This window comes from Streptomyces sp. NPDC018964 (assembly GCF_044390325.1).
In the GTDB taxonomy this organism is placed as follows: Bacteria; Actinomycetota; Actinomycetes; order Streptomycetales; family Streptomycetaceae; genus Streptomyces.
The window spans coordinates 352,973-375,140 of record NZ_JBIRYZ010000006.1; the positions used below are offsets into that span (position 1 = coordinate 352,973).

Annotated in this window: 17 protein-coding genes; 5 read left to right on the forward strand and 12 right to left on the reverse strand. The window is 69.9% G+C overall.

Annotated elements, in window-relative coordinates; translation table 11 throughout:
- Positions 1–94: 94 nt before the first annotated feature.
- From ACH5AO_RS13360 to ACH5AO_RS13405, 10 genes are all read right to left on the reverse strand, one after another.
- Positions 95–1,153 (reverse strand): ABC transporter ATP-binding protein, encoded by a 1,059-nt coding sequence (locus ACH5AO_RS13360; protein WP_398924359.1) that lies wholly within the window; start codon positions 1,151–1,153, stop codon positions 95–97.
- Positions 1,137–2,120: an ABC transporter ATP-binding protein gene (locus tag ACH5AO_RS13365; protein WP_398924360.1), complete on the reverse strand. Its 984-nt coding sequence runs from the start codon at positions 2,118–2,120 to the stop codon at positions 1,137–1,139. Before ACH5AO_RS13365 ends, ACH5AO_RS13360 begins: the two co-directional genes overlap by 17 nt.
- A gap of 6 nt (positions 2,121–2,126) precedes the next feature.
- Positions 2,127–3,107 carry an ABC transporter permease gene (locus ACH5AO_RS13370; RefSeq protein WP_398924361.1) on the reverse strand — a complete coding sequence of 327 codons (981 nt, stop codon included), beginning with the start codon at positions 3,105–3,107 and terminating at the stop codon, positions 2,127–2,129.
- Complete coding sequence (locus ACH5AO_RS13375) at positions 3,100–4,023, reverse strand: ABC transporter permease (RefSeq protein ID WP_398924362.1); 924 nt, start codon at positions 4,021–4,023, stop codon at positions 3,100–3,102. Before ACH5AO_RS13375 ends, ACH5AO_RS13370 begins: the two co-directional genes overlap by 8 nt.
- Before the next feature lie 6 nt (positions 4,024–4,029).
- Positions 4,030–5,655: an ABC transporter substrate-binding protein gene (locus tag ACH5AO_RS13380; RefSeq protein ID WP_398924364.1), complete on the reverse strand. Its 1,626-nt coding sequence runs from the start codon at positions 5,653–5,655 to the stop codon at positions 4,030–4,032.
- Between the two features lie 201 nt (positions 5,656–5,856).
- Positions 5,857–6,987 (reverse strand): ABC transporter ATP-binding protein, encoded by a 1,131-nt coding sequence (locus tag ACH5AO_RS13385; RefSeq protein ID WP_398924365.1) that lies wholly within the window; start codon positions 6,985–6,987, stop codon positions 5,857–5,859.
- A gap of 27 nt (positions 6,988–7,014) precedes the next feature.
- The gene (locus ACH5AO_RS13390; RefSeq protein ID WP_398924366.1) at positions 7,015–8,076 is read right to left on the reverse strand and encodes an ABC transporter ATP-binding protein; all 1,062 of its coding nucleotides are present in this window, start codon (positions 8,074–8,076) and stop codon (positions 7,015–7,017) included.
- An 11-nt stretch (positions 8,077–8,087) separates the two neighbouring features.
- Positions 8,088–9,065 carry an ABC transporter permease gene (locus ACH5AO_RS13395; RefSeq protein WP_398924367.1) on the reverse strand — a complete coding sequence of 326 codons (978 nt, stop codon included), beginning with the start codon at positions 9,063–9,065 and terminating at the stop codon, positions 8,088–8,090.
- Between the two features lie 113 nt (positions 9,066–9,178).
- Entirely contained in the window at positions 9,179–10,978 is a 1,800-nt protein-coding gene (locus ACH5AO_RS13400; protein WP_398924368.1) for an ABC transporter substrate-binding protein, read from the reverse strand.
- Between the two features lie 114 nt (positions 10,979–11,092).
- Positions 11,093–12,133 (reverse strand): ABC transporter permease, encoded by a 1,041-nt coding sequence (locus tag ACH5AO_RS13405; RefSeq protein ID WP_398924369.1) that lies wholly within the window; start codon positions 12,131–12,133, stop codon positions 11,093–11,095.
- Positions 12,134–12,574: 441 nt separating this feature from the next.
- On the opposite strand from ACH5AO_RS13405, the gene typA reads away from it, so the two are divergent.
- The gene (gene typA, locus ACH5AO_RS13410) at positions 12,575–14,482 is read left to right on the forward strand and encodes a translational GTPase TypA (protein WP_398924370.1); all 1,908 of its coding nucleotides are present in this window, start codon (positions 12,575–12,577) and stop codon (positions 14,480–14,482) included.
- Between the two features lie 79 nt (positions 14,483–14,561).
- On the opposite strand, the gene ACH5AO_RS13415 is transcribed toward typA, so the two are convergent.
- A complete protein-coding gene (locus ACH5AO_RS13415; protein WP_398924371.1) occupies positions 14,562–16,724 on the reverse strand; it encodes an ABC transporter family substrate-binding protein in 2,163 nt (720 codons plus the stop codon).
- A 290-nt stretch (positions 16,725–17,014) separates the two neighbouring features.
- On the opposite strand from ACH5AO_RS13415, the gene ACH5AO_RS13420 reads away from it, so the two are divergent.
- Genes ACH5AO_RS13420 through ACH5AO_RS13435 form a run of 4 tightly spaced genes read left to right on the forward strand, consistent with a single transcriptional unit; the run spans position 17,015 to position 20,906 of the window.
- A complete protein-coding gene (locus ACH5AO_RS13420; protein ID WP_398924372.1) occupies positions 17,015–17,308 on the forward strand; it encodes a hypothetical protein in 294 nt (97 codons plus the stop codon).
- 46 nt (positions 17,309–17,354) lie between these two features.
- A complete protein-coding gene (locus ACH5AO_RS13425; RefSeq protein ID WP_398924373.1) occupies positions 17,355–18,191 on the forward strand; it encodes a hypothetical protein in 837 nt (278 codons plus the stop codon).
- A 16-nt stretch (positions 18,192–18,207) separates the two neighbouring features.
- On the forward strand, positions 18,208–20,145 hold the full coding sequence (locus ACH5AO_RS13430; protein WP_398924374.1) for a fumarate reductase/succinate dehydrogenase flavoprotein subunit: 1,938 nt from the start codon (positions 18,208–18,210) through the stop codon (positions 20,143–20,145).
- On the forward strand, positions 20,142–20,906 hold the full coding sequence (locus ACH5AO_RS13435; protein WP_398924375.1) for a succinate dehydrogenase/fumarate reductase iron-sulfur subunit: 765 nt from the start codon (positions 20,142–20,144) through the stop codon (positions 20,904–20,906). The genes ACH5AO_RS13430 and ACH5AO_RS13435 overlap by 4 nt, the downstream gene beginning before the upstream one ends.
- Here ACH5AO_RS13435 and ACH5AO_RS13440 read toward each other — a convergent pair.
- On the reverse strand, positions 20,903–22,144 hold the full coding sequence (locus tag ACH5AO_RS13440) for a hypothetical protein (RefSeq protein WP_398924376.1): 1,242 nt from the start codon (positions 22,142–22,144) through the stop codon (positions 20,903–20,905). The genes ACH5AO_RS13435 and ACH5AO_RS13440 overlap by 4 nt on opposite strands.
- Positions 22,145–22,168 lie beyond the last annotated feature (24 nt).

The window sequence follows — 22,168 nt, forward strand, 5'->3', positions numbered from 1 at the left end:
CGCAACTTCACGGAAGCGGTACCGATATACGGACACGGCACGCTGATCAGCGTACGGCCGTGCGGGTGCCGTAAACGGGCCGGGGTGCGCCATGTCACCCCGGCCCGTCGCCGTGCCCCTCCACCGGTACCAGCGCTTTCTCCTCGGCGAAGTGGCAGGCCGAGGCGTGCGCCACCGGCCCACCGGCCGTGCGGAACCACTCGGGCACCGCGAGCGCCGGCACCTCCAGCGCGCAGCGCTCCCGCGCCTTCCAGCAGCGGGTGCGGAAGCGGCAGCCGGAGGGGACGTCCGCCGGGGACGGGACGTCACCGCTGAGGACGATCCGCTCACGGTGCTCCCGGGCCTCCGGGTCCGGTACGGGCACGGCGGAGAGCAGGGCCTGGGTGTACGGGTGCGTGGGGTGCTCGTAGATCTCGGTGTCCGTGCCGGTCTCCACGATCCGCCCCAGGTACATCACCCCGACCCGGTCGGAGAGGTGCCGGACGACCGACAGGTCGTGCGCGATGAACACGTACGCCAGGCCGAACTCGGACCGCAGCCGGTCCATCAGGTTGACGACCTGGGCCTGCACCGACACGTCCAGCGCGGAGACGGGTTCGTCGGCGACGATCACCTCGGGGCGCAGCGCCAGGCCGCGTGCGATGCCGATGCGCTGGCGCTGGCCGCCGGAGAACTGGTGCGGATAGCGGTTGACGTGCTCGGGGTTGAGACCGACGACCTCCAGCAGTTCCCGCACCCTGCGGCGCCGGTCGCCCCTGGGGGCCGCCTCGGGGTGGATCTCGTACGGCTCCCCGATGATGTCGCCCACCGTCATGCGGGGGTTGAGGGAGGTGTACGGGTCCTGGAAGACCATCTGGATGTTGCGGCGTACGGCCTTCAGGGCCTTGCCCGACAGCCTGGTGATGTCCTCGCCCTTGTAGCGGATCGAACCGGCCGTCGGGCGTTCGAGGTTGACCAGCATCCTCGCGACCGTGGACTTGCCGCAGCCGGACTCGCCGACGATGCCCAGCGTCTCGCCCCGGCCGAGGCGGAAGTCCACTCCGTCGACCGCGCGCACGGCGCCGGCCTGCTTGCGGAACACGACGCCCCGCGTCAGCGGGTAGTGCTTGACCAGGCCGCTGGCCTCCAGGACCGGCTCAGCCGTCGAGGCCATCGAGGCACTCCCTCCAGAAGTGGCAGGCACTCCCCCGCGTCACCGAGACCTCGTACGGCGGGGGCTCGTCGGTGCGGCAGACGTCACGGGCCAGCGGGCAGCGGGGGTGGAAGGCGCAGCCCGGCGGGATGTGCGTGAGGCTGGGCGGCAGGCCCTCGACGGCGTGGAGCGCCCGGCCCTTGAGGTCCAGGCGCGGGACGGAGTCCAGCAGGCCGCGGGTGTACGGGTGAGCGGGACTCTTGTAGAGGTCGTGCACCGGCGCCGACTCGACGATCCGGCCCGCGTACATCACGGCGATGCGGTCGGCGACGTCGGCGACCACGCCCAGGTCGTGGGTGATGAGGATCAGCCCCATGCCCAGTTCCCGCCGGAGCTCCGCGAGCAGGTCCATGACCTGGGCCTGGACGGTGACGTCGAGGGCGGTGGTCGGTTCGTCGGCGATGATCAGGGCGGGTTCCAGGGCCAGCGCCATCGCGATCATGATGCGCTGGCGCATGCCGCCGGAGAACTGGTGCGGGTACTGCCCGGCGCGCTCCCGGGCGGCGGGGATGCGCACCCGGTCCATCAGCTCGACGGCCCTGGCCCGCGCGTCCCTGCGCGACATGCCCCGGTGCACGGTGAACATCTCGGCGAGCTGGTCGCCGACGGTGAGCACGGGGTTGAGGGACGACAGGGCGTCCTGGAAGATCATGGCCATCTCGGCGCCCCGGACCTTGCGGCGTTCGTCCTCCTTCAGCTTCAGCAGGTCCCGGCCCCGGAACAGCACCTCGCCGCCGGTGATCCGGCCGGGCGGGGTGTCGAGGATGCCCATGACGGCCTGCGCGGTCACGGACTTGCCGGAGCCGGACTCGCCGAGCACGGCCAGGGTCTCGCCCGCGTCGACGCCGTAGCCGACGCCGTTGACGGCCTTCGCGACCCCGTCGCGGGTGTGGAACTCCACGCGCAGGTCCCGCACTTCGAGCAGCACGGCGGTTCACCTCAGCTTCGGGTCGAGGGCGTCGCGCACCGCGTCGCCGAGCATGATGAACGCCAGGACGGTGACCGCGAGGGCCCCGGAGGGCCACAGCAGCGCGTGCGGGGCGTTGCGGACGTACGGGGAGGCGGCGGAGATGTCGATGCCCCAGGAGACGCTGGGCGGCTTCAGGCCGACGCCGAGGTAGGACAGGGTGGCCTCCAGGGCGATGTACGTGCCGAGCGCGATGGTCGCGACGACGATGACGGGCGCGACGGCGTTGGGCGCGATGTGCCGCAGCATCAGCCGGGCGGGGGAGGCGCCGAGGGCGCGGGCGGCCTGGACGTAGTCGTTCTGCTTGACGGTGAGGACGGAGCCGCGGGCGATGCGGAAGATCTGCGGCCAGCCCAGCAGCACGATGAAGCCGATGACGGGCCAGACGGTGTCGCTGGTGACGACCGACAGCAGCACCAGTCCGCCGAGGACGACCGGGATGGCGAAGAAGACGTCGGTGACGCGGGACAGGGCCGCGTCCCGGACGCCGCCGAAGAAGCCCGCCAGGGCGCCCAGGACGCCGCCCAGGACCGCGACGCCCAGGGTGGCCAGGACGCCGACCGTGACGGACGTACGGGCGCCGTGGACGGTGCGGGTGTAGACGTCGCAGCCCTGGCCGTCGAAGCCGAAGGGGTGGCCCGGCCCAGGGCCCTCCTGGGCCCTGGCCAGGTCGCACTTGAGGGGGCTGCCGGGGGCGATCGCCGAGGGCCACAGGGAGACGAAGAGGAGGAAGAGGACGACCAGCCCGGAGACGATGAAGACGGGGTCGCGGCGCAGGTCGCGCCAGGCGTCGGACCACAGGGAGCGCGGCTTGTCCCGCGGTCCGGAGCCGCCCCGGCCCTCCGGCCGTCTCTCCGGGGTCCCGGCCGCCTCGACGCCCACGTCCACGGTGCCGCCGACGGCGGCGCCCGCGACGGCGGGCTCGGGTTCGTAGTGCTGCTCAGGCATGGCGGATCCTCGGGTCCAGGACGGCGTAGAGGAGGTCGACGACGAGGCTGGCGACCAGGAAGACCAGCACGAGCACGGTGACGAAGCCGACGACGGTCTGGGTGCTCTGCCGCAGGATGCCCTGGTAGAGCTGGTAGCCGACGCCGTGGATGTTGAAGATCCGCTCGGTGACGATCGCGCCGCCCATGAGGAAGCCGATGTCGGCGCCGATGAAGGTGACCACGGGGATGAGGGAGTTGCGCAGCAGGTGCCGCACGACCACCCGGCGGCGGGGCAGGCCCTTGGCGACGGCGGTGCGGACGTAGTCGGAGCTCCGGTTCTCGGCGATGGAGGTGCGGGTCAGCCGGGTGACGTAGGCGAGGGAGACGGAGGCCAGGACCAGGCCGGGCAGGAGCAGTTCGGCGAAGGGCGCCCCGGCGGAGACCGAGGGCCGGATCCAGTCCCACTTCACGCCGAGCAGCAGCTGGAGCAGCAGGCCGGTGACGAAGGTGGGCACGGAGACGACGACGAGGGTGAACAGCAGGACGCCGGTGTCGACGGGACGGCCCCGGCGCAGTCCGGTGACCACGCCGAGGGTGACGCCGACGACGACCTCGAAGACGATCGCGATCAGGGTGAGGCGGATGGTGACGGGGAACGCCGTCGACATCAGCTCGGTGACCTCCTGACCGTTGAAGGCCGTGCCGAAGTCGCCGGTGAAGACGTTCCCCATGTAGGTCAGGTACTGCTGCCGGACCGGCCGGTCGAGGCCGAACTCCCGCCGCAGCCGGGCGGCGGTCGCCGGGTCGCACCGGCGTTCGCCGCAGAGGCCCGCGACGGGGTCGCCCATCACGTTGACCATCAGGAAGATCAGCAGCGTGGCCCCGACGAAGACCGGGATCATCTGGAGCAGCCGCTGGACGACGTAGCGTCCCATGGCGGTTCAGCCCACCTTGATCTGGTCGTAGACGGGGACGCTGAAGGGGTTGAGCCTGACGTCGGAGAGGCGTTCGGACCAGCCGGCGCTCCCGTTCTGGTACCAGAGCGGGATGGCGGCCATCTGGTCGCGGACGACCTTCTCGGCCTGCTGGAACAGGCCGACGGCCTTGACGGGGTCGGTCTCCCGGTTGGCCCGGTCGACGAGGTCGTCGAACCGCTCGTCGGACCACTTGCCGTCGTTGGAGGAGGCGCCCGTGTAGTAGAGCGGCTGGAGGAAGTTCTGGATGAGCGGGTAGTCCATCTGCCAGCCGGCGCGGAACGGGCCGCTCATCTTGCGGCCGGTGATCCGGTTGCGGTAGTCGGCGAAGGTGCCGACCGGCGCGGCGACACAGGCGCGTTCGTCGTCCAGCGCGTTGTTGACGGAGTTGCAGACGGCGTCGACCCAGGCGCGGTGGGAGCCGGTGTCCGCGTTGTAGGTGATGGTCACCTTGCCGCCGGGCAGGCCGCCGCCCTCCCGGATGAGTTTTCTGGCTTCGTCCGGCTTGTACGCGCAGTACTCCCCGCACAGGCCGGCCTGGTAGCCGCCGTCCTCGCCGAGGACCGGGGAGGTCCAGTCGGTGGCGGGGGTGCGGGTCCCGCGGAAGAGCGTGTCGGTGATCCGCTCGCGGTCGATGGCCATGGACAGGCCCTTGCGGACCTTCTCCGCGCCGGGCCGGCTCCAGTCGTCGTCGTAGTGGGGGAAGGCGAGGGTCTGGAGGATGCCGGCGGGGGTGTTGAGGTAGCGGTCGCCGAGGTCGCTCCTCACGTTCTTCAGCTGGGCGGCGGGGATGTCGTCGGCCAGGTCGAGGTTGCCGGCCATCAGGTCGGTGTAGGCGGTGTTGTTGTCGGTGTAGACCATGAGGTCGACGCCGCCGTTGCGGGCCTTGTCGGGGCCGGGGTACCCGTCCCACCTGCGCAGGGCCATCCGTGAGCCGCGGGTGTACGAGTCGACCAGGTAGGGGCCGTTGCCGACGGGCTTCTTCACCCAGGCGTCGTGGTCGTCGAAGAAGGCGCGGGGCAGCGGGGCGAAGGCGTTGTAGCCGAGGGTGTCGGGGAAGGTGGAGAACTTCTGGGTGAGCCTGACGGTGAAGGTGCGCTCGTCGACGACCTTCAGGCCGGAGAGCGTGTCGGCGGTCTGTTTGCCGCCGTCCTCGGGGTGGATCTCGTCGTAGCCCTCGATGTAGCCGAAGAAGTACGCGTTGCGCTGGTTGTTCCTCAGGCTCGCGCCGTAGTTCCAGGCGTCGACGAAGGACCGGGCGGTGACCTTCTCGCCGTCGCTGAAGGTCCAGCCGTCCTTGACGGTGATGCGGAAGTTCCGCGAGTCGGAGGTCTCGATCCTCTCGGCGAGCATGTCCTTCGCCTCGCCGGTGACCGGGTCGTACCGCTTCAGCCCCCGGAAGATCATGTCGAGGACCTTGCCGCCCTGGACCTCGTTGGTGTTGGCCGGCTCCAGCGGGTTCTGCGGGTCGCCCCAGGAGGCGCTCAGTACGGTGCCGGCGTCGTCGGCACCGCTCTCGCCCCCGCAGGCGGTCGCGGCGAGGGCGAGAGCCACCGCGCAGACGGCCCATCGGGCGTGCGTGGCTCCGCGCATGGGGTGCCTCCTCGTACGTGCGCCGGTCCTTTACGCCAATATCGGCGCGAAGGGTGCACGGCGCACATGTACGGCGCCCGTACGAGGGTGACCCCAGCCGTGGGTACGGAGGAGACGCCAGGGAGGGGCAGCGGAAAGGGCACGGGTGCGGGAGTCCTGCGCTCCCGCGCCCGTGCCCCGGGTCCCTTCAGGGGGCCGGCGTCAGGCCTTGGCCACGCCGCCCTGCTCCAGGGCCTTCAGCCCCGGGTCCATCACCACGTCCTCGGCGCGGGCCTCGGTCGTGGGCTCCTCCGGGAAGTGGCAGGCCGTCAGGTGGCCCGGCTTGCTGCCGTCGATCCGGACCAGCGGCGGCTCCTGCGTCGCGCACTTGTCCTGCGCCTTCCAGCAGCGGGTGCGGAACCGGCAGCCGGACGGCGGGGCGATCGGCGAGGGCACGTCGCCCTCGAGGCGGATGCGCTCCCGCTTCTCCGCGTCGATGTCGGCGTCCGGAACCGCGGACAGCAGCGCGTGCGTGTACGGGTGGCGGGGCCGGTTGTAGATCGAGTCGCGGTCCGCGATCTCCACGATCTTGCCGAGGTACATCACCGCGACGCGCTGCGAGAAGTGCCGCACGATCGCCAGGTCGTGGGCGATGAAGACGAAGGCGATCCCCATCTCCCGCTGCACCTCCTGCAGCAGGTTCACCACCTGGGCCTGGATCGACACGTCGAGGGCCGAGACCGGCTCGTCGGCGACGATCAGCTTCGGCTCCAGCGCGATGGCACGCGCGACACCGATGCGCTGGCGCTGGCCTCCGGAGAACTCGTGCGGGAAGCGGTTGTAGTGCTCCGGGTTGAGACCGACGATCTCCAGGAGCTCCCGGACGCGCTTCTCACGGCCGCCCGGCGGGTTGATCCCGTTGATCTCCATCGGGCCCGCGATGATCGTGCCCACGGTCTGCCGCGGGTTCAGCGAGGCGTACGGGTCCTGGAAGATCATCTGGATCTCGGACCTGATCGGCGCCAGCTCCTTGCGGCCGGCCCGGCTGATGTCCTTGCCCTTGTACTCGATGGTGCCCGTGGTCGGCTCGTACAGCCGGGTCAGCAGCCGGCCGGTCGTCGACTTGCCGCAGCCGGACTCGCCGACGAGGCCGAGGCTCTCCCCCGGGAAGACCTCGAAGTCGACGCCGTCGACGGCCTTGACCGCGCCGACGGTGCGCCGGATCGGGAAGCCGCCCTTGATCGGGAAGTGCTTCGTCAGACCACTGACCTTCAGCAGCGGCGCGCCGTCGCCGTCCCGCTGCTGCGGGGCGGTGTCGGCGACCGCCGTGGTCGTCTTGCTGTTGTCGCTCATGGTGATGCCCCAGTCGCCGGTTTCCGCTCAGCCCAGCCGGGGCTGAATCGTCTCGATGAACACCTGCTGCCGCTGTTCCGCCGTCAGGTGGCAGGCGGCGGCACGCCCCTGGGCGAGCAGCGGGCGCTCGCCCGAACAACGGTCCCCCGAGACCTTGTCGGTGAAGCCGCACCGCGGGTGGAACGGGCAGCCCGAGGGCGGGTTGAGCAGGGAGGGCGGCGATCCGGGGATCGGCATCAGCGGCTCGTCGACGGAGGCGGAGAGCCTCGGCATCGACCCCAGCAGGCCCCAGGTGTACGGGTGCTGGGGCGACTTGAGCACCTCGCGCACCGAGCCGCGCTCCACGGCCCGGCCCGCGTACATCACCAGGATGTCGTCGGCCATGTTGGCGACCACACCGAGATCGTGGGTGATCATGATGATCGCGGAGCCGAACTCCTGCTGCAGGTCCTTGAGCAGGTCGAGGATCTGCGCCTGCACCGTCACGTCGAGCGCCGTGGTCGGCTCGTCGGCGATGAGCAGGTCCGGGTCGCAGGAGAGCGCCATGGCGATCATGGCGCGCTGCCGCATGCCGCCGGAGAACTGGTGCGGGTAGTCGTCGACCCGCTTCTGCGGGTGCGGGATGCCGACCTTCTGGAGGAGGTCGATGGCGCGCACCCGGGCGTCCTTCTTGGAGGCGCCGGTGTGCTTCATGAACGGCTCGCCGATCTGGCGGCCGATCGTGTAGTACGGCGACAGCGCGGTCAGCGCGTCCTGGAAGATCATCGCCATCTTCTTGCCGCGCAGCGTCTCCAGCTGCTTCTCGCCGGCCGTGGTCAGCTCCTGGCCGTCCAGCGAGATCGACCCGTCGATGGCGGTCTTCTTGCGGTTGTGCAGGCCGAGCACGGCCAGGTTGGTCACCGACTTGCCGGAGCCGGACTCGCCCACGATGCCGAGGGTCTTGCCGCGCTCCAGGTCGAAGGAGAGCCCGTCCACCGCCTTGACGATGCCGTCGTCGGTGGAGAAGTGGACCTTGAGGTCGCGCACCGAGAGGAAGGCGTCCCCCGCGGCGGCGGCCGGAGCCTCTTCGGGCTTGGTCTGAGTGGTCACGGTGGGTTCTCCTAGGACAGACGCACGCGCGGGTCGATGACGGCGTACAGAGCGTCCACGATCAGGTTGAAGACGATGATGAGCGCGGCACTGACCAGCATGACGCCCATCAGCATCGGCAGGTCCTTGTCGATGACGGAGTCCAGCGCGAGCCGGCCGAGTCCGGCCAGACCGAACGTCAGCTCCGTCACCATGCCGCCCGACAGCAGCGAGGACAGGTCGATGCCGAGGATGGTGATGATGGGGATGAGGGAGCCGCGCCAGGCGTAGCGGAAGAAGACGAAGTTGCCCGACATGCCCTTGGCGCGGGCCGCCTTGACGTGCTCCTCCTGGAGCTGCTCGATCATCGAGGAACGGCTCATACGAGTGTAGTTGGCGGTGAAGATGGTCGCCATGACGACCCAGGGGATCAGCAGGCCCATGAACCAGCCGCCGAGGTCCTCGGAGAAGGGGATGTACTTCGGCTTGTCGAGCCATCCGGTGCTGTAGACCAGGCCGAGCATCACCAGCGGGCCGAGGAAGTAGATCTGCATGGAGCTGATGACCAGCGAACCGGAGCTGAAGCTCTTGTCCACCCAGGTGCCGCGGTACTTGGCGGCGAGCATGCCGGCGCCGAGGCCGACGATGAGGAAGACCAGCAGGCTGCCGACGGTCAGCGAGAGCGTCAGCGGGAAACGGTCGAGGATGGTGTCCCAGACGTTCTGGTTGTTGGCGAAGGAGACGCCGAAGCAGGGGGCGTCGCAGTGACCGACGGCGAAGTCACGGCCGGCGAAGATGCCGATCAGGAAGTTCCAGTACTGGACGGTCACCGGCTGGTCGAGGCCGAGGTTCTTGTGGATGATCTCCAGCGCGTCCGGAGTGCAGTTCTTGCCACAGGCCAGCAGCGCCGGGTCCTGCGGGATCGCGAAGAACATGAAGAAGGTGAACGCACTGATCAACACCAGGATCAGCGCCGCGCCGAACGTCCGGCGAATGAGGAAGGGAAGCATGGCAGGAAGCTGCTCTCAGGACGGCGGCAATTCGGAGGGTGAGTCTGGAGACGTCCGGGGCCCGGTGGGGGGCGCTCCGCCGCGCGCCCACCACCGGGATCCCGGGCCGGCGGTTACTTCTTGAGGAAGACCCGGGTGACGTCCACGTAGCTCGAGTCGGAGCTGTAGCGGATGCCGCCGACGTTCGAACCGAAGATCTGGAAGACCTTGGTGTAGTAGATCGGGGCGGCCGGGTTGACCTCAGTGGAGATGTACTCGCTCAGCTCGGCCCACGCCTTGCTCGCCTCGGCGGTGTCGGCGATCTGCAGGATGCGCTTGATCTCCGAGTTGACGTGGTCGTCGTTGATGTGCGAGTAGTTCGACGAACCGTCCTGGATCTGCGTGCCGTCGTACACCGGCGGGATGACCGTGGAGGCGGACGGCCAGTCCTGGCCCCAGCCGGTCATGTACAGGTCGTAGCCGTTCTTGACCTTGCCGACCTGCTCGTACCAGGTGGCGCTGTCGATCTCCTTCTTCTGGATGTCGAGACCGATCTTCTCCAGGGCGTCGGTGATCAGCACGGCCTGCTGCTGGCGGACCGGGGTGTTGGCGTAGGCGTAGACGAGGCTCTTGCCCTCGAAGCCGCCTTCCTTGATCAGCTTCTTGGCGGCCTCGATGTCGCCGTTGGGCTTCTTCGCGCGGTTGAACGGGTCGAAGGACTCGTCGTAGCCCGGAGTCGTCGGGGAGGTCAGCGAGTTGGCGACCTCACCGCCGTAGGCGCCGCCGTCGGCCTTGAAGACCGAGGTGGAGGGCAGGGCGAGGGTGATGGCGTCACGGAGCTTCTTGTCCTTGACGCGGTCCATGTTGAAGTTCAGCTGCCACACGTAGGGCGCGTAGCCCTGGATCGTGCGCTTCATGGCCTCCTTGTCGCTCACCACCTTCTGGAGCTGGGTGGTGGCGACCTGGCCCGTGAACATCATCGCGTTCTTGGCCTCGCCCTGGTCGGCCAGGAGCGTCTTGGTCTGGTCCTCGTCGTCGTGGTTCATCGAGATGTCGAAACCGTCGACGTACTGGTGGCGCACGGAGTCGGACTTCGGGTCCCACTCGGTGTTCTTGACCAGCTTCATGGACTTGCCGGGCTTGAACTCGGCGATCTTGTACGGACCCGTGGCGACCGGGTCGGAGTCGTACTTCTCCTTGGTGTCCGTCTCCTCCGGGACGATGCTGTAACCGGGCATGGTCAGCATCTGCGGGAGGTCGGGCTGCGCGGTCTTGAAGTGGAAGACGACCGTCTTGTCGTCCGGCGTCTCCAGGACGTCGTCCGGCAGGTGCTTGCCCTTGAACGGACCCTCGTACGCGTCGCGGTAGGTGGTGCCGGCGCCGGACAGCCACTGCTGCAGGTAGCTCGGACCGTCGGTGATGAACGAGGCGTACAGGCGCTCGACCGTGTGGCGGATGTCCGCCGAGTTGATCGGGTTGCCGTTCTCGTCCTTCAGGTCGTCCTTGAGGGTGTACGTCCAGGTCTTGCCGCCGTCCGAGACCTTGCCCGCGTCGGTGGCGAGGTCGCCCACGACGGTCAGGTTGCCCTGGTCGTCCTCGGAGTACTGGGTGAGGCCGCGGTAGATGAGGCGGCTGAGCAGCTTGCCGTCCGAGACGTAGATCTGACCCGGGTCCAGGTGGGAGAAGTCGTCCTCCTGGTAGACGGCCATGGTGCCGCCCGGCTGGGCGCCCGGGATCTCGGCGGCCGGACCGGTCGACGCCTTCACGTCACCGATCTGCACCGGCTTCGACTGCGACTTGGCGTCCTCTTTCTTCTTGCTGTTGTCCTTGACGGGACTGTCGCTGCCGCCGCCACCGCAGGCGGTGAGGGTCAGAGCGCCGGCGGCGACCGCGACGATCGCGGCCGTGGCGGCACGGTTACGGAAGATGCTCATGGGGACGGATCCACCTGCCTGTGAGTAGTGAGCACTGCTGGTACGTGGTCGGAGCCGGGCCGTACGGCACCGGGGACCGGCCGGGCGAGAGTGTGGGGGGACATCCCCTGTGGCTCAGCGCCCCGTCTTGGGATCGAAGGCGTCCCGCACCGAGTCGCCGAGGAGGTTGAAGGCCACGACGAAGATCACCATGGCCACTCCGGGGAAGAGCATGTAGTACGGGTCCTGCTCCACGATGTTGGCGCCGATGGAGAACATCCGGCCCCAGTCCGGCGTGGGCTCGACGTACCCGACGCCCACGAAGGAGAGGAACGCGATGCTGAGGATGGTGGCGGGCAGCATCAGCGTCGCCTGCACCAGCGTCGGCGTGACGATGTTGGGCAGCAGCTCCTTGCGGATGATGCGCCAGGGCGAGGCCCCGGAGATCCGCGCCGCCTCGATGAACTCCCGGTCGCGCAGGGAGAGCGCGGCGCCACGGACGATGCGCGCCATGCTCATCCAGCCCAGGAAGGACAGCACGATGATGATCGCGCAGGTGCGCACGTAGGTGGGCGTCTCCTTGTCCGGGGCGACGAACACCGTGGTGATGACGGGCATCGCGGCGACGAAGAACAGCTGGCTGGGCAGGGCCATGAAGAAGTCGGTGATCCGGCCGAGCCAGTAGTCGATCTTCCCGCCGAAGTAGCCGCCGGCGAGGCCGATCAGCACACCCAGGACCGTCATCAGGAGCGTCGCGACCAGCGCCGTGGCGAGGGAGGTCCGGATGCCGTAGATCAGCTGCGTGAACACGTCACGGCCCAGGCCCGGCTCCACGCCGAACCAGAACTCCCCGTCGATGCCGCCGAAGGGCTTCGCCGGCATGGTGAACATGTCGAGGAGTTCCGGGTTCTCCTGCCCGTAGAGGGTGTACGGGTCCTTGCCGTACACCTTCGAGATCAGCGGGGCGCAGGCCGACACCACGAAGAAGAAAATCACCACACACGCGGCGACGACTCCGGTACGGTCGCGCTTGAAGCGCTGCCACATCAACTGGCCGGGGGAACGACCCTCGGGCTGCTTGACGCCCTTGACAACCGTGTTTTCGGCGGTCGCCGCGAGCTCAGGGTCCAAGACAGCCGCGGACCCGGAGTCCTCGGCCTTGATTGGACTGGTCATCGTGTTCGTCCCCCGGGGGGTTGGAGAGTTGAGCGCAGCACAGATACCGGCAGGTTCTGTGGTTTGGGGGAACTTTCGCCAAGACAGTCAACGCGCGTCAAGGGCGGAAGGCATAGGGATCTCCCTACCGTTCATATTTTGAGCGAAAATTGCAAAGATTGACACCTACACGCGCTTGACACCTTCGAAGACAAACGGGCGATTCGGACAATTGCGTACAGCTTTTTGTTTACATGTCCGAAACGCGTTCGCGTGCACACCGATATCCGAACGGACCTTCACGGTTCCCGGCGGCGGCGGGGGGTCCTCGGGCTCGCGAGGACGGACCGCGCGGCGGCCCCGTACCATGGGGTGAGGCCGAGGCGTGTTCAGCCCGGCAGGGCCCGCACACCACAGACGCTCGTGCGGGGCATTCCTCAGCACTCCGGGAGTACGCCTTATATGGCCACGCGCCACGACATCCGCAACGTCGCCATCGTCGCCCACGTCGACCACGGCAAGACCACCATCGTCGACGGCATGCTCAAGCAGGCCGGCGCCTTCGCCGCGCACCAGCTCGACTCGGTCGACGACCGCATGATGGACTCCAACGACCTGGAGCGTGAGAAGGGCATCACGATCCTCGCCAAGAACACGGCGGTGAAGTACCACCCCAAGGACGGCGGGGAGCCCATCACGATCAACATCATCGACACCCCAGGCCACGCCGACTTCGGCGGTGAGGTCGAGCGCGGTCTGTCGATGGTCGACGGCGTGGTGCTGCTGGTGGACGCCTCCGAGGGCCCGCTGCCGCAGACCCGCTTCGTGCTGCGCAAGGCGCTCCAGCAGCGGCTGCCGATCATCCTCTGCATCAACAAGACGGACCGTCCGGACGCCCGGATCGACGAGGTCGTCAACGAGACCTACGACCTCTTCCTCGACCTGGACGCCGACGAGGACCAGATCGAGTTCCCGATCGTCTACGCCTGCGGCCGCGACGGCGTCGCCTCCCTGACCAAGCCCGAGGACGGCACGGTCCCGGCCGACTCCGACTCGCTGGAGCCGTTCTTCTCCACGATCCTGGAGCACATCCCGGCCCCGACCTACGACGAGGCCGCCCCGCTCCAGGCCCACGTCACCAACCTCGACGCCGACAACTTCCTCGGTCGCATCGCGCTGCTCCGCGTCCACCAGGGCGAGCTGAAGAAGGGGCAGACCGTCGCCTGGATGAAGCGCGACGGGTCCGTGGCCAACGTGCGCATCTCCGAGCTGATGATGACCGAGGCGCTCACCCGCAAGCCCGCCGAGAAGGCGGGCCCCGGTGACATCTGCGCGGTCGCCGGCATCCCGGACATCATGATCGGCGAGACCCTGGCCGACCAGGAGAACCCGGTCGCGCTGCCGCTGATCACGGTGGACGAGCCGGCGATCTCCATGACCATCGGCACCAACACCTCCCCGCTGGTCGGCCGCGGCGGCACCGGCAAGGGCGCCGACAACAAGGCGGCCGTCAAGGACCGCAAGGTCACCGCCCGCCAGGTCAAGGACCGCCTGGACCGCGAGCTGATCGGCAACGTCTCGCTGCGCGTCCTGGACACCGACCGCCCCGACGCCTGGGAGGTGCAGGGCCGCGGCGAGCTGGCGCTGGCCATCCTGGTCGAGCAGATGCGCCGCGAGGGCTACGAGCTCACCGTCGGCAAGCCGCAGGTGGTCACCAAGGAGATCGACGGCAAGGTCCACGAGCCGGTCGAGCGCATGACGGTCGACGTGCCCGAGGAGCACATGGGCGCCGTCACGCAGCTCATGGGTGTCCGCAAGGGCCGGATGGACAACATGTCCAACCACGGCTCGGGCTGGGTACGTATGGAGTTCGTGGTCCCCTCCCGCGGTCTGATCGGCTTCCGCACGGAGTTCCTGACCCAGACCCGCGGCACCGGCATCGGCCACTCCATCCACGAGGGCCACGAGCCCTGGTTCGGCACGCTCACCACCCGTAACAACGGCTCCCTGGTCGCCGACCGCGCCGGCGCGGTCACCGCGTTCGCGATGACCAACCTCCAGGAGCGCGGTGTGCTCTTCGTCGAGCCCGGCACCGAGGTGTACGAGGGCATGATCGTCGGTGAGAACTCGCGCTCCGACGACATGGACGTCAACATCACCAAGGAGAAGAAGCTCACCAACATGCGGTCGTCCACGGCCGACGTGGCCGAGTCGATCGTGCCGCCGCGCAAGCTGTCGCTGGAGCAGTCCCTGGAGTTCTGCCGCGACGACGAGTGCGTGGAGGTCACCCCGGAGGCGGTCCGCATCCGCAAGGTGAACCTGGACGCCCGCGAGCGCGCCCGCGCCGCGAGCCGCGCCAAGCACGGCTGACACCGACGCGAGAGCGGCACATCCCCGGCGGGGGGTGTGCCGCTCTCGCGTGTGCGGGTGCCGCTCCCGCGTGTGCGTGTCAGTTCCCGGACGACGGCGCGGTGCTTCCGGCGGCCGGTCCGCGCGCCGTCTTCTTCAGGAAGCCCATGTCCTCGTAGACCGGTGTACGGAAACCGAACGCGCCGGCGTTGGCCAGGTTCTTGCGGGCGGCGGTGAGCTGGGGGCGCTGGTAGAGGGGGATGGAGCCGGCCGCCGCCCAGATGCGGGAGTCCGCCTTGCGGAGCAGGGCGCGGTGCTCGGAGGCGTCGAGCGTGGTGACGGCCTGGTCGAAGAGCTGGTCGACCTGGTCGGTGCCGACGCGGGTGTAGTTCTGCTCCACGTTCAGGGAGCCGTCGGCGGCCGGGACCGGTTTGGCGTGGACGGGACGGACGTCGGTGGCGGGGTAGGCGGTCGCGGGCCAGGAGTACAGGGCGAGGTCGTACTCGCCGGACGCGATGTGGTCCTTGAAGTAGCTCTCGTCGTCGACCTTGGAGATCTTCGTGCCGATGCCGATCCGTTCCAGCATCTTCGAGATCCGGCCGGCCACGGTGTGCAGCGTGTCCGAGCCCGGCCCCGAGGGCAGGACGAAGCGGAGGGTGAGCGCCTTGCCGTTCTTGGCGACGCGGGTGTTCCGGGCCCGGGCCGGGGCGGCGGTGCCCCGGGGGGCGTAGGCGCCGGGGGCACCGCCCTGCCTCAGCTGCCTGGTGCCGGTACCGGAGTCCCGCGGGGCCTTGCCGTCGTCCTCTCCGACGATGTACGTGCCGTCGTCGCCGCCCTCGGACTCGCTCCCGGAGTCCCCTTCCGAGCCGGCCGCCTTCTCCCCCTTCTTGTCCTTCTTCTTCTCCTTCACCGGCCCGCCCGGCACCCAGCCGGCGTCCGCGAGCAGCGCCCGCGCCTCCTTGGTGTCCTGCTCGCCGAGGGCTCCGCTGCCGTCGGCGTAGGCGGTCTGGCCGAACAGCGCGAGGTGGCTGCCGAGGGGCTCGGCGGGCAGGCCCAGCGGCTTCAGGACGGCCTCGGCGATCGCCCGCCGGTCCAGGGCGCGGGCCACGGCACGGCGGACCCGCTCGTCGGCGAGGGGGCCGTCGGCGCCGTTGAGGGCGAGCTGGGTGTGGGCGGGCTCCAGCGACTTGCGCACCTCGAAGCCGCCGAGGGCCTTCTGCTGACGGGCGTACTTCGCCGTCTTCTTGCGCAGCTTCTTGCGGGCGGAGATCTCCTCGTCGGCGGCTTCCTCGTCGGAACCGTTGGCGATGGCCCAGGAGCGCAGCGCGTCCGCGGCGGACCGGTCCGCGCCGGGGCCCGTCAGGGGGCTGTTCCCGCTCCGCGGGAGCGCGGCGGCGGTGATGCGGCGGGCGGCGGCCGGGTCGATCTCGGCCAGGTCGACGGTGCCGGCGCTGAGCGCGGAGATCCGCTTGCCGCGGGGCACGGCCCGCAGCACGATCGTGGAGAGCCTCGCCGGGTCGCCCCACCAGCGCGTGCTGCGGGTGAGGGTGACCTCGTCCTTCCCGGTGTCGACCTTCTTCACCGTGAAGGGCCCGGCGGTGACCTTCAGCTTCTTGCGGGCGCCGTCGTTGAAGGAGTCCGGGGTGCCCATGACCTCCTTCGGGTACAGCGGCGTGAACAGCGACTTCCAGTCGGCGTAGGGGCGGCTGAAGGTGACCTTGACCTCGAGGTCGTTCTCGCCCCGCTCGATCTTCGAGATGCGGTCGTAGCCGGCGTTGCGGGCGGTCCAGTAGGCGGTGTCCTTGCCGGACAGGGCGCGCCACTGGGCGGCGAAGTCGGCGGCGCCGATCTCGCGGCCGTCGCTCCAGACGGCCTGCTGGTTGAGCCGGTAGAGCACCACCTGTCGGGGCTCGGTGTCGACGACCTCGGCGGACTCCAGGTAGTCGGGGTTGCGCACCGGCCGGCCCCGGCCGTCCATCCGGTACATCGACGGCAGGACGGCCTGGGCGATCCGGGTGGTGGTGGCGTCGGCGTCCGACTGGAAGGTGTTCAGGGTCTCCGGGACGGTGTCCACGGCCCAGCGCAGGGTGCCCCCGTCGGCGATCGCGGACCGGTCGGCGCGTGCGACGTCCGCTCCCGTGAGGGGTCTGCCCGCCGGGTCGTCGGAGCCGCATCCGGCCAGCGCGGGCACCGCGAGCACACCGGCGGTGAGGAAGGCGACCGATCGCAGAGCCGCGCGCGGGCCGACGCCGTCGTGGGACATCTCTGAGTACCTCCGGGAAGCCGCGGGCGTTACGATCACTTTTGGTGGTATTTGGAGCTCATCCGATGTACGCGGCCCACTGAAGAGGAAAGGGTTCGGCAACTCAGGGCGACACGGCGGCCACGGGGGTCAAGCCCACCCGTGCGGCGCAAAGCACCGGAGGGCGCGCCCGTGCGCCTCGGCCAATCGATGCACATCCCTTCACAGCGCAAGGTGTGACGCGCAACACTCGCAGGCGCACGAACGTTGCCGCCTTGGGCCAGAAGGACCCGTGGAAGTGAGGGCAAGTCATGTCCGTGCACGACGAACTGGCATCCGTCCAGCGCTGTCTCGACGACCTGATCCGGTCGGTGGGGCGGCTGGAGAAGGAGATCGGCAGCGGCGGCCTGGAGATGCGCCGCGTCCGTACCGACACCGATCATCTGCGCGAGAGCGTGGCGCTGCTGCGGGAGACGGCCCCCGTCGTCGCGGCCGCGCGGAAGCGGACCGATCTCGTGACCATCTCCGACACGCCGTACGACCCCTCGCTGTGGGTGGACACGGACGACGAGGGCCTCGGTGCCCGCGACCGTCGCGCCCCCTGACCTCCCGCCGATCGCGACGCCCCCCGACCCCTACCGGAGTGGACAAGTGGCCACTGGTACGGAACCTCCCGCCACAGAACCCCGTCCCCGAAGCGGCGGTGTGAGAGCCGGTACGCGCGCCGCGATCGCCGCCCCGCACCTGCGGACCGACCGCTGGTGGCTGGCCCCGGCCGCCACCGCGGCCGGGCTGCTCGCCTTCGTCGTCTACTCGACCTGGCGGGCCTTCGCGAACGCCGACTACTACGCGGCGCCGTACGTCTCGCCGTTCTACTCGCCGTGCCTCGCGGAGAACTGCGAACCGATGCGGGCCGGGCCGAACTGGGAGATCTTCGGCAGCTGGTGGGGCATCTCACCGGCGATCATCATCCTGATCTTCCCGCTCGGCTTCCGGCTGACCTGCTACTACTACCGCAAGGCCTACTACCGGGGCTTCTGGGCGTCCCCACCGGCCTGCGCGGTCGCCGAACCGCACGCGAGGTACACCGGGGAGACCCGCTTCCCGCTGATCCTGCAGAACGTCCACCGGTACTTCTTCTACGCGGCGGTCCCGGTCGCCGGCATCCTGACCTACGACACCGTGCTCGCCTTCCGCGACGAGCACTACGCGTGGGGCCACATGGGCCTGGGCACCCTGGTGTTCCTGGTCAACATCACGCTGATCTGGGCGTACACCCTCTCCTGCCACTCCTGCCGGCACATCGTCGGCGGGAAGCTGAAGCACTTCTCGAAGCATCCGGTGCGCTACCGGATGTGGCAGACGGTGGGCCGGCTGAACGCCCGGCACATGCAGCTCGCCTGGGCGTCGCTGCTGAGCGTGGCCCTCGCCGACCTCTACGTCTACCTCGTCGCGTCCGGTGTCTTCGACGATCCGCGCTTCTTCTAGCTGGGGGCTGTGACTGATGTCCGTGGTCGACCGACAGGAGTGGGACGTCGTCGTGGTCGGGGCCGGCGGCGCCGGTCTGCGCGCCGCGATCGAGGCGCGCGAGCGGGGCGCCCGTACGGCGGTGATCTGCAAGTCGCTGTTCGGCAAGGCGCACACCGTGATGGCCGAGGGCGGCATCGCGGCGGCGATGGGCAACGTCAACGCCGGGGACAACTGGCAGGTCCACTTCCGCGACACCCTGCGCGGCGGGAAGTTCCTCAACCAGTGGCGGATGGCCGAGCTGCACGCCCAGGAGGCGCCGCAGCGGGTGTGGGAGCTGGAGACCTGGGGCGCGCTGTTCGACCGGACGGAGGACGGCCGGATCTCGCAGCGCAACTTCGGCGGCCACGAGTACCCGCGCCTCGCGCACGTCGGCGACCGCACCGGCCTGGAGCTGATCCGCACCCTCCAGCAGAGGATCGTCGCGCTCCAGCAGGAGGACTTCCGGGAGACCGGGGAGTACGAGTCCCGGCTGAAGGTCTTCCAGGAGTGCACGGTCACCCGCGTGCTGAAGGACGGGCCCCGCGTCTCGGGGGTCTTCGGGTACGAGCGGGAGTCGGGGCGTTTCTTCGTGCTGGAGGCGCCCGCCGTCGTCATCGCGACCGGCGGCATCGGCAAGTCGTTCAAGGTGACGTCGAACTCGTGGGAGTACACCGGCGACGGGCACGCGCTGGCGCTGCTGGCCGGGGCTCCGCTGCTGAACATGGAGTTCGTGCAGTTCCACCCGACCGGGATGGTCTGGCCGCCGTCGGTGAAGGGCATCCTCGTCACCGAGTCGGTGCGCGGGGACGGCGGGGTGCTGCGCAACTCCGAGGGCAAGCGGTTCATGTTCGACTACATCCCGGACGTCTTCAAGGAGAAGTACGCCGAGTCCGAGGAGGAGGGCGACCGCTGGTACGACGACCCGGACCACAACCGGCGCCCGCCCGAACTGCTCCCCCGCGACGAGGTGGCCCGCGCGATCAACGCCGAGGTGAAGGCGGGCCGCGGCTCCCCGCACGGCGGGGTCTTCCTGGACGTGTCCACACGGATGCCGGCCGACGTCATCAAGCGGCGGCTGCCGTCGATGTACCACCAGTTCAAGGAGCTGGCGGACGTCGACATCACGGCGGAGGCGATGGAGGTCGGGCCGACCTGCCACTACGTGATGGGCGGCATCGCCGTCGACTCCGACTCGGCGGCGGCGCGCGGGGTGCCGGGGCTGTTCGCGGCCGGTGAGGTGGCCGGCGGGATGCACGGCTCCAACCGGCTGGGCGGGAACTCCCTGTCCGACCTGCTGGTCTTCGGGCGCCGGGCGGGCTGGCACGCGGCCGAGTACGCGAGCGGGGCGGGGGCGGCACGGCCCCGGGTGGACGACGCCCAGATCGACACGGCCGCCGCGGAGGCCCTGCGCCCGTTCTCCGCGGAGGGCGGGGAGCCGGACGGGGGGCCGCCGGAGAACCCGTACACCCTGCACCAGGAGCTCCAGCAGACGATGAACGACCTGGTCGGCATCATCCGCCGCGAGCACGAGATGAAGCAGGCCCTGGAGAAGCTCGCCGAGCTGCGGGAACGGGCCCGCCGGGCCGGTGTCGAGGGGCACCGGCAGTTCAACCCCGGCTGGCACCTCGCCCTGGACCTGAGGAACATGCTGCTGGTCAGCGAGTGCGTGGCCCGGGCGGCGCTGGAGCGCACCGAGTCGCGCGGCGGGCACACCCGCGAGGACCACGCCGGGATGGAGCGCTCCTGGCGCAACGTGAACCTGCTGTGCGCACTCACCGACCCGGCGGGCGGTCTCGCGGCCGCCGCCGACCCGGCGCGCGGCCGGATCGCCCTCACCCGCGAGACCACCGAACCCATCCGCCCCGACCTGCTCGCCCTCTTCGAGAAGGAGGAGCTGGTCAAGTACCTGGCCGAGGAGGAGCTCCACGGATGAGCAGCTACGAGGCCCGCTTCAAGGTGTGGCGCGGGGACGTCGGGGGCGGCGGCCTGGAGGACTTCGCGGTCGAGGTGAACGACGGCGAGGTGGTCCTCGACATCATCCACCGCCTCCAGGCCACCCAGGCCCCCGACCTCGCCGTGCGCTGGAACTGCAAGGCCGGCAAGTGCGGTTCGTGCTCGGCGGAGGTCAACGGGCGTCCCCGGCTGCTGTGCATGACCCGCATGTCGGTGTTCGAACGGGACGAGACGATCACCGTGACCCCGCTGCGGGCCTTCCCGGTGATCCGCGACCTGGTGACGGACGTCGGCTTCAACTACACCAAGGCCAGGGAGGTCCCGGCCTTCGTCCCGCCGGAGGGGGTTGCCGCGGGCGAGTACCGGATGGCGCAGGAGGACGTGGACCGCTCGCAGGAGTTCCGCAAGTGCATCGAGTGCTTCCTGTGCCAGGACACCTGCCACGTGGTCCGCGACCACGAGGAGAACAAGCCCGCGTTCGCCGGGCCCCGCTTCCTGATGCGGATCGCCGAGCTCGACATGCACCCGCTGGACGCGGCCGGGGAGACCGGCCTGGACCGGAGCCGCACGGCCCAGGACGACCACGGCCTCGGCTACTGCAACATCACCAAGTGCTGCACGGAGGTCTGTCCCGAGGGGATCAAGATCACGGACAACGCGCTGATCCCCCTGAAGGAGCGGGCGGTGGACCGCAAGTACGACCCGCTGGTGTGGCTGGGCTCGAAGATCAGGAGGCGTTAGGAGGCGTCGGGACGCAGCCAGCCCTCCCGGTACTCCCTCCAGTTCGTCTCCGTCGCCGCGAAGTCGATGTACGGGGCGACGCCGAAGAGTTCGCGGTCGGGGTCCGTGCGGGAGAGGCCGAGGCGGGCGCCGCGGACGGCGGCGGCGACGGTCTCGGCGTGGCCCCAGTGGCTGGGGTTGCTCTCGTAGTAGAAGGGCAGGCCCATCAGCAGGTGTGTGGTGGGCGGGGTGACCTCCAGGGCGAGGGAGGTCTGCTGGGCGACGTAGCCGCCGTAGGTGCTCTCCAACGGCCGGGCGGTGTCGTACGACATCACGGCGATCTGGTCGACGCGCCGGGCGACCTGGCCGAAGAACTTCTGGGACCACCACTTGGGGTGGTCGGCGAAGAGGCCGGCGACGGTGTGGAGGCCGGGGAGCGGGTCGATCTGGTGGGCGGCGACGGACAGTTGCGCGTCCCGGGCGCGGGTGACGGCGCGCAGGTCGTCCAGGAGGGAGAGGTAGTCCGCGTCGTCGGAGTGCAGGGGCTCCAGGTCGAGGTGGACCCCGTCGTACCCCACGTCCAGGACCTGACCGGCGCTGCGGACGACTTCCGCGCGGGTGGCGGCGCGTTCCAGCCGCATGCCGTCGGGCCCCTCGGTGGCGAGGACGTCCCCGAGGAAGGCCTGGACCCGGACACCGGGCAGCTCCCGGCGCACGGCGTCGATCAGCCAGCGGGCGCGGGGGTACTTGGACTCCGGCAGCGTCCCGTCGTGCTCCAGCGGCCCGGAGTGGACGTACAGGTCCCGGATCCCGGTGTCCTCGAGCCGGCGGGCGAGCGCGGTGACGTCGGCGTCCTTCTTCCGCCCGTCGACCCAGGCGTGCCCGAGCCACATGGCGTCCCGGTCACGGGTGTACGTGCCGTCCGCCGGGTCGCCCATGTAGTTGACGCGCAGGGCGGTCTCGATGGCGAGGAGGGGCACGACCAGCAGGAGCACGGCCGCGAGGGCACCCCGCCGGACCCGCCGGACCCAGGGTCTGCGGCGCTTTCCGGTCCGCCCGTCGGTGGAGGCCGTGTCGCCCGCTCCGGCCGGCTCCGGCGGGGACGTCCCGTCCGGGGTGGCCGCCGGTTCGGCGCGCGGAGGCGTGCCGGGCGGGGGGTCGCCCTCGGCGGTGTCCCGCCGGGGAGCCCCACCGTCCGCGCCGTCCGGAGAGGTCCCCTCCGGTGGGGTCACCGGTTCCTGCGGCTCCGTACGCTCCATGCCGGCTCCCCTTCGCCCGTCGAC